This window comes from Paenibacillus xylanexedens, assembly GCF_001908275.1.
GTDB classification, from domain to species: domain Bacteria; phylum Bacillota; class Bacilli; order Paenibacillales; family Paenibacillaceae; genus Paenibacillus; species Paenibacillus xylanexedens_A.
This window is the reverse complement of sequence record NZ_CP018620.1, coordinates 587,891-601,230: the sequence shown is the minus strand read 5'-3', so window position 1 is coordinate 601,230 and position 13,340 is coordinate 587,891. Positions and strand designations below refer to the sequence as shown.

Here is a 13,340-nt window from a genome sequence, read left to right as displayed (position 1 = left end):
CTCGAGCCTGGGCTTGAACTTGAGCTTGGAATTGAACTTGAACATGTCCGCTATCATCGCTTTCCCCGCTTTCCCCGTAGACCTTACACAAAGCAAACGGATATGGATCGTACAGTATGCCGCTGTAGAGTTATAGAACGATCTTATCTCTCAGCCTCTCATGCTGCGGTCCAAAGGGATGACAAAGGAAACTTTCGTACCTTGGCCCGGCGAGCTGACGATGGTCAAACCTTGTCCATACATCTGGGTCAACCGGCGATGTGTATTGGTTAATCCAATGCCTCCAGTTCCACCGGGACCTTTCTTGGGCCACGCTAGTGCCCGTTCGATCTGCTCGGGCTGCATCCCCACACCGTCATCCTCGATCTCAATCAAGGTGGACGCTGTTTGGTTGATGATTCGGATATGCACGGTTCCACCCTCAACTTTGCTGAGAATACCATGTCGAACAGCATTCTCAATGAGCGGTTGAATGGTGAGTGGCGGCAGAGATAGATCAAGATCATCGGGAATATCCCAGATGACGTTCAACCGATGCATGAATCGTTCTTTCTCAATGTAGAGATAGGCGCGGGAGAGATCCAACTCATGAGTGACCTCAACCATTTTCTCCGAATTAACAAAATGAAAACTGGTCTGAAGGTACTCGATAAAAGCATCGCCCAGTTTCTGCATTCGCTCCGTGTCCATCTCACTAAGAACCATGATTGAATTGAGCGTATTAAAAAGAAAATGGGGCTGAATCTGTGCTTGTAAGTAAGCAGCCTCCATGCGCAGTCGCTCATCAATGGATTGTTTCAGTACGATCAGAGACCCGATGCGATGCCTTAATTCAACGGCATCCACGGGCTTGGTGACATAATCCGTAGCACCGGCCATGAATCCGGCGTATACATCCGCTGGTTCGTTACGGGCTGTCAGCAACAGGATGGGAAGCTCGGATACCGAATAACGCTTGCGTACGTTCTCGGTCAGTTCATAACCGGACATATGAGGCATCATGACATCGGCAATCAGTAAGTCCCACGGCTCTTTATCCAGTAACTCGAGTGCCTCAAGCGCCGAGGCCGCGGGTTGAATATGATACGGTTCATTCGCAAGCATGGAGATCAGTACTCGCAGGTTTACAGGATCATCATCGACGGCAAGAATTCTTGCGGCAGTCTTATCTTGAGAGACGGTCTGCTGCTGCGGCTCTGCAATCGCAATTTCATCGAAGCTGTGAGCGTCCCATTGCTGCTCAGTCTGGTCCGATAACGATGCGGTGTCTTCCCGTGGAAGCGAGATCTGGAAGGTCGATCCTTGCCCAGGTACGGATTGCACGGTGAGTTGGCCGCCATGGAGTTCTGTGAGCTGCCTGCTGATATTGAGACCGAGGCCGATTCCTCCGCTTAAACGAGCCTCTGGGGTCCCCTGTTCATAGGCCTCGAATATTCGCTGTTGTATCTCCTCACTCATACCAACACCTGTATCTGAAACTTGAATCAAGACGTACTCTCCATGTTCACGAACGGACACGGTAATTGTACCCTCATCGGTAAATTTGAGCGCATTATGCAACAGGTTGTAGAGCACCTGAACAAGTCTTCTCTCATCTGCCTGAATCAACGGCAGTGATTCTGGAATATCCACCTGCATATGGATGGGCTTGCCCTCTGCCATGAATCGGAACATACCGATCACGCCTGGAATGACAGATGCAAGAGATAAAGGTTTCTTCTGAAGCGTAATACGTTTTTCTTTCAAACGAATGACATCAAGGAGGTCATCCACCAGTTGGGACATGCGTCGGCCGATAGTAACTAACAGCTTCATGTCTTCTGCCTGCTGCCCACCTGATTTACGACGTTCACGAACCGCGATGCTCTCGGCGATATTGATGATCCCGTGCAGCGGTGTACGCAATTCATGAGCCGTATTCACAAGAAACTGATCCTTCTGGCGATCCTCTTCTTTGAGCTGTTCGTACAACTTCTCGATCTCACTTGAATTGCGGAAGTATTTTCTGAACCAATAGGCGGAGAAGCCAAACATGGCCGCAATCACATCGATCGGATAATACACGTTGGTAATTTCGCTATGTGAGTTCACAATTCCCCATAACACGCTTGATAGGCTGCTAGTAGCCGCAAAGAGCAAAAAGCTTGCGTCCCTTCGTTTCTCGGCTGCCATTCGGAAGAATAGGTACACAGACCAGCCGATGGCAAACAGATAAAGGAAATCAGAGAGCCCAATCTCAAGTACATGATAGATCAAGGTCACTGGTGCGACGAGTAAAAATAAACAGTAAACGCCAAGCACGCTGGCATAGATACGGAACAGTTTACGCCATTGTAGACTATGGGAGAAGCTTCTAGCCATCTGTAAAAGAAAGAATGCGAACAACGGATAGGACAACGCTTTGGCCTTAACGATCCAAGTGAAGTTGAGTGGAATCCAACTTAATAACAGATTGTCATGGTCGGAAGCGACCGTTAGGGCAGCTACCAGCGTTAGCATCGAGAACGTCAGCAGAGCTCGTTCCTTCCGGATAAACAGAAACATGACAAAAGCGTATAGGCTGTGCAAAAGCAATATAGCGAATGTAATCTTTTGCAAGTCAATGGATAGCCCTCGTTCACTGCCAATGGCTTCTGGAGAACCAAAATAGAGAGAGCGCGTGATCCCTCCGCTATAAGGATCGTCAAAATTGGCTGTTTGCACCAAAAGATTGAGTTCGGTAGAACCGTCAAGCACATAGGAAGTTGTAAATGCAGTCCTTTCTGGTCGATAGGCTTCGGCATGAGTGGCAGGTTGGCCGAATTGAGCAACAATGGTCCCGTTCATCTCGATGATCGATGATGTCTGGATTTTCTGAGCCCAGAGAGAGACTTCCTCCACAGATGGATCTAAAAGTATACGAAGACGGTATGTCCCATATCCAAACGACGATGAGGATTGTGGTAATGCATTACGCCAGTCACCGGGAACTTGAATCGGTGTGGATGGGTTATCCGCTATTTTCACGTCACGATTAGAGATTAACGTCTGGGGATAAAACTCCCATTCTCCATCCAGGGATATAGGTGAAGTGTTGGCTAGGTCCCAGCCTCGAAGGTCTAACAAGCCTTCAATGGGTTCAGGATGTGCGGGTATAGTGAAAGTCTCGGACCATATCCAGCGAAAGCCAAGCAAAATAGTCAGGAATAGAATCGACAGCACTACATATCGGGGTATCTTTTTATAGGTTATTGGTTTCATGGCAGACTTTAGTTTTCGACAGTTTACTTCAAATTCCTGCATGCCCTCTGCCAAAGATGAACATTTTTTTGAATACCGGAACATAGATTCTATATTTAAATGATAGCGGTCCCACGTCAGGATTTATGGTAAAATTATAGATTAAAGGGTGATCAGTGAGCCAGAGGAGTTGTGCATATGAGAGTGATTTTGGTAGATGATGAATATCTCGCTCTGAGCAGGTTGAACAAACTGTTGCAAGAGAGAGAGGATTGCGAAGTTATCGGCTCTTTTCTGACGGCACAGGAAGCCATAGATCAGATCGAAATTCATCTGCCGGAAATCGTCTTCATGGACGTTCAAATGCCGGGGATGAACGGGATCGAGGCGACCGAACGTATCCATGAGGTTTCTCCTGGAACAGAAGTTATTTTCACAACCGCATATAACGAACATGCACTGACAGCCTATGGGCTTGAAGTGCTGGACTATATTATGAAGCCTGTAACGCGTGACCGTTTGGAAAAAACGATGAAGATGTATCAACGCCGAACGGTGTCAGCAAGTCTGAATATAACAGAAGGGCCATCCATGTTGATCCGTTGTCTGGGGATGCTCCAAGTCCAAGTGCACCCAAATGAGCCACCAAAACATATGAAGTTCAGAACAACCAAGATTAGAGAGTTATTCGCCTATTTGCTCCACCATCGGAACAAACCGATTAAACGGGATACGCTACTTGAACTGTTGTGGCCAGAGTTGGATGAGCGGAGAGGTATATCCAATCTGCACAGTGGGATCCATCGCTTACGCAGCATGATGAACGAATTCATGGGTGAGGACAAGATGGTCATTCGTTATCAACAGTTTGGTTATCTATTGGAAACGGGTGAATTCAGGATTGATGCGGAAGAATGGGAGAGTCGTCTTACCCGATTGCCTCTATTATCTTCGTCTACAATAACTGAACATCGGCAGACCTCAGATCAATATGAAGGCAAATATTATGGTGAGGACGATTACGTATGGGCTGAACTGGAGCGTCAGCGCTTGCATGCACTATGGCGTAATCATGCCATGCAACTTGCACAATATTACATCGAACTGGGACAGAATACGGAAGCACTCACGTTATATTACCGGGTACAGCAATTTGAACCATCATTGGAGGAAGTCGGACTGGCCTTAATGAAGACCTACGATCGATTAGGCAATAAAGATCCTGTGGTCGCTCAATATAATCAGTTGGTTATCGCTTTAGAACAAGAGGCAGGAATACGTCCTGGCCTGGAAGTTGAGTTATGGTACCAACAATGGAAAAATTCGAATAGTTAATTGGAAATATACAGCCTTGCAGCTTCATTTGCAAGGCTGTTTTTTGTTGTATTTGCTAGTGAAAGGTTTGGTAAGAGTTTGGTAAGAGGCCATGTGTAGAATAAGCAAGATGAGGGTAGATATGATGTTTTGAGTCAGTAAGCAGTCCAAAAATAACATATTAAGTAGGAGGAAACTATGTACACAGCAAAAATCCGGAAGAAACCATGGCAAAGAATTTCCATGCTGGTTCTTTCCTTTATTCTAGCGATTGGAACGTTGCCCATGAGTTTGGCTCAAGCGGAGTCGACTAACCAGACTCCTGTTGGTCCGGGCGGAGTTGGATCCCCTTCACTATGGCTACGACCAGAGCGGGTAAGCGGAGTTGCCAGCGGCGAAAAGGTGAGTATCTGGGAAGATCAAGGCAGTAAAATAAACAATGCAACCCAAAGTACGGAAGCTAATCAACCGACCTATTGGGATGATAAAAATCATAATATCAATTTCAATCCGGTATTGGAATATAACGGCACGAGTAGTTTTATGAATCTGGATGTAAGTAAGCTTCCTCAAGGGAAGAGCCCCAGATCGATCATTACCGTTAGCAAAACCAATAAAACGGGAGGCCTCAATTATATTATTTCATGGGGAGTACAAACACCGAATGCTTATACGGGAATGGGGATGCTTCAGAATAATACAAGGGGCGGCTTGACGACATTTAACAGTGATAGGAACCAAACATTATACACCCCTGAAGGATTCTTGGGCACGACTTTCCCGAACGAGCAATTTGTTACTTGGACAGGCGGAGATACTGGTATAAACCAAGCTAGATTGTACAGTAAAATGAAGCAGGTACAGCAACTAAATGACTGGGGAAAAGATAATGTTAAGCTATGGGATACTGGTAACTCTGGCGGAGCAGTAGTCGGTAAGCTGATCCCAGCAGCTACGGGCATTGAACATTGGCAGGGTACGATTGAAGAAATTATCGTATTTGACCATGCTCTTACGGACGCAGAACGCCAAAAAGTCAGCACATATCTGGCGATCAAATATGGCTACACGATGGATCAGACGACAGCAAATTCATATGTCGATTCAAACATGGCTACGATCTGGGATGCCCAGGAGAACGCAGTCTATACCCATCGCATTACAAGCATCGGTCGAGATGATCAGAGTGGCTTGATGCAGAAACAAGCCAAAGCGCAGGCACTGGGGTCCGTAGTGACGATTGCATTGGGCAACAGTATCGAGGAAACAAATTCTGCTAATGAAAATGAATTCTCAAACGATTCTTCTTTCTTTACGTTTGGTGACAATGGAGCAAGTACTGAATTCAAGAAGCCAATTATGAAAGATGAGAAAAAACTGCTTGGGATGGAGCGTATCTACAAGGTACAGAAAGCAAACTGGACTGAATCACAGATTACACTTCAGGTAGCCGAAACGGGAGGTAACCCGGCGTTACCTCAATATGTTGTAATCAGCGATGATGCTCAATTTGATGACCAAGACTCATACCATTTAATTGAGAACGACCAAGTAACCCTTAATACCTCAAATTTCGGTCCAAATTCATACTTTACCATTGTGACTGCTGCCACTCCTTTGTCGGCGCCAGACATCACACTGACTGACGATGAGTTGAAATGGGAAGCAGTTGAGCATGCAGATAAATATGAGGTGACAATCGAACTGGAAGACGGCACAAAGCGGACAGTGGAGGTGCCTGGAACGGTACTTAACCTTTCGCAATTGGACCCGCCGCTGGAAGCTGGAGCCTACACGGTGACAGTAACAGCGAAGACGAACAATCCAGCATATGCAGATTCAGAAGCATCAAATACGAAAAGTTATGTTGTTGTAATTGATAAGGCGAAGTTGAAAGCCAAAATCGATGAGATTAAAGATAAGATCGAAACAGGTGAACTGGACGAAGAGGAGTACACACCAGCGAGCTGGACAGCACTGGATAATGCGATGAATGAAGCAAATCGAGTGTTGAATGATCTGACAGCGACCCAAGCGCAGGTAGATAAGGCACTTCAGGATCTGACAGATGCAAGAACGGGCCTAATCCCTACAACATCTGTACCCGTTGTCGATAAATCAGTTTTGCAAGCGAAAGTAACTGAAATTACAGGTGAAAGCCTGGAAGAGTCAGCGTACACACCAGCGAGCTGGGAAGCACTCAAAGATGCGATGAATGAAGGAAATCGAGTGTTGAATGATCCGACAGCGACCCAAGCGCAGGTAGACAAAGCACTTTTGGATCTGACTGATGCAAGAACGGGCCTAATCCCTACAACATCTGTACCAGATGTAGATAAATCAGCTTTGCAAGCGAAAGTAACTGAAATTACAGGTGAAAGCCTGGAAGAATCAGCGTATACGCCAGCGAGCTGGACAGCACTGGATGATGCAATGAACGAAGCAGAGCGAGTGCTGAATGATCCAACGGCAACCCAAGCGCAGGTAGATGAGGCGCTTCTGGATCTGAGTAATGCAAGAACGGGCCTAATCCCTACAACATCTGTACCAGATGTAGATAAATCAGCTTTGCAAGCGAAAGTAACTGAAATTACAGGTGAAAGCCTGGAAGAGTCAGCTTATACACCAGCGAGCTGGACAGCACTGGATAATGCAATGAACGAAGCAGAGCGAGTGTTGAATGATCCGACAGCGACCCAAGCGCAGGTAGACAAAGCACTTTTGGATCTGACTGATGCAAGAACGGGACTTACAAAAGTGATTGGTAATGACATATCAACGTTACAAACGCTGGTCCCTTCCGTGGGAAGTTTGTCCCCGGCATTTGATCCAGCTAAAGATACGTACACCATCTCTGTACCGAATAGCGTATATCAATTCCAGTTAACGCCAACGGCACTTGATCCAGTTGGGAAGATTGAAATTGCTGTTGGAGATGGAGAATGGAACGAGGTTACAAGTGGTAGTGCAAGTGAGAATCTACCTCTTCAAGTTGGCGGAAATAAGATCGTTGTTAGAGTAACGGATTCAATTGGCAATGTTACGACGTATAAAATCAACGTGACTAGAGCATCCAGTGACAATGGAAACAACAATGGAGGCAACAATGGCGGCGGTGGAAATACAGGAGGTAACAGTGGAAGTACACCAGCACCTACACCTACACCTGCGCCAGTACCAACGCCAACTCCGGCACCCGTGAAGGATAATCTGGAAACAACTCGGGATGGTAACCATCAACCATTTGCTACATCCAAACCATCTGACAACAAAGAAACATTGGTTCAAGTTGATCCAGCCAAGCTGAATGTTGCCATGTCACAAGGCACAGGCCAGCAGTTCGCCATTCATTCACCGAATGATGGGGATATGAAGGTGGACGGTTTAACCCTCGAAACACTGAAACAATTAGTGGATCAAGGTTCCAAACTAAACATTAGCAATCCGCTGGCAATCTATCCGGTACCTGGCGGTAAAATGGACGTGAATGGTGTGTCCAGACAGCTTGGCAATGCAGCGTTGAATGATATTGATGTCCATGTTGATATCGCACGTTCCTCGGATGCTTTGATTGACAGCGCCGAGACAAGAGCCGCATCCCAAGGATACGAGCTACTTGTTACACCGGTTGATCTGGATCTAACGTTTACGAAAGATGGACAGACCGTGCGATCCGGCCAGCTGAACGGTTATGCACCGAAGTATATTGCACTTCCTGAAGGTATCGACCCGAACCGGATTACAACAGGCGTGATTATCAACCCGGACGGTAGCATTTTCCATGTACCAACGGTTGTTACGAAGATCAGTAGTCGTTACTATGCGCTCATTAATGACTTGCGTAGCAGCGGAAGTTACTCGGTAATCTGGAATCCACAGGATTTTGAAGATGCCAGATCCCATTGGGGCAAAACCGATGTGAACAACATCGCTGCGAGATTAGATCTGCAAGGTAACGGAGATAACACATTCTCACCGAACCGTCAGGTTACTCGTTCTGAGTTTGCAGAGATTGTTGTGCTTGGACTGGGCTTAATGCGTCAGGATGCACCACAGAATCTATTCCCTGACGTTAACGATTCCGCATGGTTCCGCTTTGCGGTAGCTCTTGCAAATGAATTCGGTATCGTTCGCGGTTACGATAATGGGAATTTCAACGGTAATCAGGAGATCACACGTGAGCAAGGATTTGCTATGGTTGCTCGTGCCTACCGTCTGATTGAACCGGAAGCGGCAATCAGCCCGGATCAGATGAACTCTGAACTGGAACGTTACAGTGATGCAGCCGATGTATCGAATTGGGCAAAAGAAGATGTAGCCCAGTTGATTGCAGCCGGAATCATCCAAGGTAATGGGCCGGAGGTGCTGAGTCCGAAGACCACGATGACTCGTGCCGAGGTCACTGCATTGATTGCAAGAATGTTGAAGGTAACAGACTTGATTGATCAATAAACACAATCTAAAATGAAAAGCCTTTGCTGACATTGGGGGTCGGCAAGGGCTTTTTTCTTTTTTCATTAAATTCTTAAATTCATGTCGTAATACTTTCGCCCTGTTGGCAGATCGTGGAATTTGAGATGATGGGTTCACCAGAGGTTCGGGTGACAAACTTCGAACCGCTGGTCTTCAGGCTATTGCGATCCTTCCTTCTAACTTCATTGGCGAAAATAGGGTCGTAGCTCTCCTGAAGATTTCATTTCAGAGAGGAGGCGTCCAGGCTATCACATTCCTTCCTTCTAACCCTAACCTTTCATGTTATATAGGGATGTGGCTTTCCTGGACTCTTTTATCATGAACAATACAATCTATTTGCGCAGAGCGAACAAACTCATTATCGAATCAAACGAAGGGAAGCATCAGTTGCCGAAGACACACCTCGCGACTGCCCTCAAAAATATTGAAGCACTCGGATACACCTTCTCGGATGAGTTAATGCAGGCGATGCGGCAGCTGTCCAAGGAGCAATTTGAAGCGGTATATATTCAACTTGTGGCTGATCTGAGAGTGATGGTTGGCGCACATGTGAAGTACACACCGATGTATGCAGGATTCCCAATGCAGGTGATGCAAGCAGATGAGGCCGAGTTATATCTCAATGCGATTATTCATTATCTGACCAACCTGACTGTGGTCTATCCGGATCAACAATCTGTGGAGAGAATGCCTTTGCTGGAGAAGACGGACTTGAAAGTCATTGGACTGGGAAACCAGCAAGCATTCCAGACACTCATCCGTCAGATCATTGAAGCAAAAGGTTCCATCTCGGAAACAGACAAGGCGGATATCGACACGGTATTGGAGCATGCGGACCCGGAAGACGTGGATGCGCTATTACCCGCTGAGATTCCGTTCAAAGAAAATGTGGGCTTCGTGGTCGCCTCGCTGTTGAAGCATGAAAAAGCGAACATCGACCGGATGGGTCCATATTTCAAAACGGCAAGTGATGTCCTGCGTCTGGCTGTTGCCTGGTCCGATGGTGATGTCAGCCTCGCAATGGCTTCTCCCTTCCGAAAATTCAAACGCCGTGAGAGACGCCTTTTGCTCGGATTATTGGAGCAATGCGGCTCCATCACGGAGGATATGCTGCGATATAAGGATCGCTGGATACGCCTTGGCGAAATTCTGCATCCTTCGGAATATAAGCTTCGGTATCCGCAATGCGAAGAAGCCTTTGCTATTTTGCGTAATAATAAGCCTTATTCGACCTTCAACGGAAGTGTGGAGCTTGCCTTCCAATATCGGAATGTCTGGAGTCTGATCGATCTGTTGTCACAGCGTCCAGGTGAATTCGCGAGAAGACTGGATCACTTGCTGCGGATGACCGAAGATGAAGCGTATGTACTGCTGGCATTTGTTGAGGTACTGGAGCAAGTCTCTACCCCGGTGTTATTGCAGGTGAGACAGCATTTTGCACAGCGTAATGAACCGCAGGATCTGCGTGTCTTCTTCCCGAAAGGCAATGTAGCCAAAGCTTTTGCTGTTCCCAATGAGCTGCCAGAGATCGATGAAGCCGCGTGTCAGAATGTCGTGCAATTGTGCGAACAGGCATTGGTAGAGCGCTTCGCTGCCCTTGCCCCGCTTGGAAAGACCTATGTCGATCCGCAGCTTCATGATTATCTGGTGCCCTTTTCCCAGAGATCGGCGAGCAAGGCTCTGCATACTATCGTACGTGGGAGTCGTGTGCCGATGGCCGAGGGAGATACGATTCGTTTCTTCAACTGGTGGAAAGAGGGGGACGTGGTTGGCAAATCTACAGGGCGCGTGGACATTGACTTGTCTGCGGTGATGTACGATAAGGATTGGAACTATGTGGAGCATATTTCCTATACGAATCTGCGATCCTCTAACTATAAGGCTGTCCATAGCGGAGATATCGTGACTGCACCTAACGGAGCAAGTGAGTTCATTGATCTGCATATTCCATCCATTGTGGCTTATGGTGGGCGATATGTGGTGGCGACACTGCTTTCGTTCACGAGTCACCCGTATTGTGATCTGCCGGAATGTTTTGTGGGCTGGATGATGCGGAAGAAGCCGGGTTCTGGCGAGATCTTCGAGCCGTCCACCGTAGCGAACAAAATCGATATTACCGCGGATACGCAGATTGCGATCCCTGTCATTATGGACCTGGTTGAACGTAACGTCATCTGGACAGACCTGGCGCTGACAAGCCATCCGGATTACTACAATAACGTAGAGGGGAATCAGAAAGGTATAGTCCTGATGGGTAAAGCACTAACGACTTTACGCAAACCCGATCTGTATGACTTGTTCATGCTGCACGCCAAAGCGAGAGGTGAGCTGGTGGACACGAAGGATCAGGCCGATACCATCTATGCGGTCGATGAAGGCGTGACGCCATATGATATCGAGCAGATTATGGCGGAGTATCTTGCCTGAGCAGTGTGGGACGAGTTGGAACAGAGTGGTGTGATTACAACTGAATAAGTGGAAACACGACTAGAGTTAGACCTAATTACAGATATGGAACAAATATTTGTTGTAATTCATTAAGAAAGAGAATGCACCTTTCAGTATTTCCTTGGGTGTATTCTCTTTCCGGCTTACTCACAATTAATTAGAAATATATCCTCCATAGGTAACTGTCCAAGTGTAGCCAGTTTGACGGTCCATTGATAACAACTGCAAAACACCATACATGTCGTTTTCAGCATAGTTCAATGTTGTAGGGATATCCCCGAGAGTAGGATATAGAGACTTCGGTAAAATTTGTTGAATTTTAACATATTTAGTGGCGAAAGGAGCAGCATGTACACTTTCCACAGCGTTGTTGTTTGGTATAGTGACACTAGTTGCAAAAGAAGTTGAACCAATAGTCATGCATGCAACGGCAGTTAACAGACCAATCATAATCTTCTTTTTCATCTTAATCTCCCTTTCTTTATTTGGAATACAAACCCAGTATATAGCATTATTATCCATAAATATATACGTATTAACATATAATTTTTATTCAATGAATAATGTGTGAACTAACAGGAAATAAGGAATTTCTGTTTAATTATTATAGAAAGAAATGCAAAGTTTTATCTGGATTCTAAGAAATGCCCGACAGAAACTAGCGAAGAAGGAGTAGCCGCAAGGTAGTTCCTTTTTGGCTGACTCAGAAGACAGAGGATGAAAAGAAATATAGTCAGAAGATAAACAAGAACATATCGAATGAGAGATTCATTTTCATCTGACATACAAGCTAATGAAACGTGGAAAATCGAATTGTGATTGATTGCAGCCCTCGGGTTCCACATGCTGACGTTCCACTGTTAACATGACTTCATTTGACTACGAATTCCATTTTATAGTAACCTTGGCGTGACTATGAGGTTGTTGCTTTCTTTTTCAAAGGAGTGATCTACAATGAACAAAAATACAATGATGGATTCCATATTGAGCCAGTATGCATTTAACGAGCATTCATCAACTCATGAGTTGATAGAGTATACATTAAAATCACTGCGAGACTTGTCGCCACTCACTGGCTTCAAGTTTATCAAATCCCGCAAAGCACTCGAGATGAAAACGCAGGAATTGTTGCTATCCATCTATCTTCAGGGAACAGATATAATGCAGCAGGAACGAGTATAGAAGTTATGGTGCACTGTAAAGTTACGCATAACAAGCGAAAGTCACATGCAGGTCTGCCGGAGAGCTACTATCAGCATTCGGAGCTGACATGGTATGAATTATTCGGAAAAGAGGCATTTAAGGACAGCATCCTATCGATTACTGATTATATTACACAGCACGAAATGCCATTGATCGAGCAGCTTGTATCTGATCCTTCATGTGTCATAGAAGAAAAGGAACAGATGCCCAAATGGATACTCAGCCCGTATTTTTACTATCGCTACGGCACAGAAGTGCAGTTCGAACAGGCGAGACAGCGATACATTGCGAGTTTAAGCGAGATGCAGAAACAGCAGTATGACGATGCGGTCATCAAGTTTCAAGACGATGGAAGCAGTCCGATCAGGCGTGGAGAAGATTGGGCATATGTGACGGTGGCCAAGGCGGCGGGGTATGAAACATGAGTACCGTTCCTGTCTTTCTAGCCGCGGGAGTTGATATGTTTTTCTGACGGTCAATGCCGTTGTGGTAATATGGAATATAATGTATTATAGTGTTGTGATTGTAAGTAGTTCATTCGATCAGCCCATAAAATACTTGGAACAGGGGGGACAGGTGGCAAAGATGCAAACGAGTAACATGTAGTGGTTCTGTAATATCTGACCTCATATGAAACGCGTCTATGGGAGACACACAGAAGATCATCCTAGAAGCTCTGCTAT

7 protein-coding genes are annotated in these 13,340 nt (G+C 46.0%); 5 read left to right on the top strand and 2 right to left on the bottom strand.

Annotated elements, in window-relative coordinates; all coding sequences use genetic code 11:
* Positions 1–150 precede the first annotated feature (150 nt).
* A complete protein-coding gene (locus BS614_RS02480; protein ID WP_084174372.1) occupies positions 151–3,282 on the bottom strand; it encodes a hybrid sensor histidine kinase/response regulator in 3,132 nt (1,043 codons plus the stop codon).
* Between the two features lie 135 nt (positions 3,283–3,417).
* Between BS614_RS02480 and BS614_RS02475 the strand changes: the two genes are divergently transcribed.
* The 3 genes from BS614_RS02475 (at position 3,418) to BS614_RS02465 (ending at position 11,433) form a co-directional block, all read left to right on the top strand.
* On the top strand, positions 3,418–4,554 hold the full coding sequence (locus tag BS614_RS02475) for a response regulator (RefSeq protein WP_074092838.1): 1,137 nt from the start codon (positions 3,418–3,420) through the stop codon (positions 4,552–4,554).
* A 177-nt stretch (positions 4,555–4,731) separates the two neighbouring features.
* Complete coding sequence (locus BS614_RS02470) at positions 4,732–8,985, top strand: DUF8202 domain-containing protein (RefSeq protein ID WP_074092837.1); 4,254 nt, start codon at positions 4,732–4,734, stop codon at positions 8,983–8,985.
* Positions 8,986–9,324: 339 nt separating this feature from the next.
* On the top strand, positions 9,325–11,433 hold the full coding sequence (locus BS614_RS02465; RefSeq protein ID WP_074092836.1) for a TerD family protein: 2,109 nt from the start codon (positions 9,325–9,327) through the stop codon (positions 11,431–11,433).
* A 174-nt stretch (positions 11,434–11,607) separates the two neighbouring features.
* Here BS614_RS02465 and BS614_RS02460 read toward each other — a convergent pair whose 3' ends face one another.
* Positions 11,608–11,919 (bottom strand): hypothetical protein, encoded by a 312-nt coding sequence (locus tag BS614_RS02460; protein WP_074092835.1) that lies wholly within the window; start codon positions 11,917–11,919, stop codon positions 11,608–11,610.
* A 489-nt stretch (positions 11,920–12,408) separates the two neighbouring features.
* Here BS614_RS02460 and BS614_RS02455 point away from each other — a divergent pair, with 489 nt between their 5' ends.
* Together BS614_RS02455 and BS614_RS02450 are read left to right on the top strand one after the other, a co-directional pair.
* The gene (locus tag BS614_RS02455) at positions 12,409–12,636 is read left to right on the top strand and encodes a hypothetical protein (protein WP_074092834.1); all 228 of its coding nucleotides are present in this window, start codon (positions 12,409–12,411) and stop codon (positions 12,634–12,636) included.
* Positions 12,637–12,641: 5 nt separating this feature from the next.
* Positions 12,642–13,082, top strand: coding sequence for a hypothetical protein (locus tag BS614_RS02450; protein WP_074092833.1), 441 nt, complete (start codon positions 12,642–12,644; stop codon positions 13,080–13,082).
* Positions 13,083–13,340 lie beyond the last annotated feature (258 nt).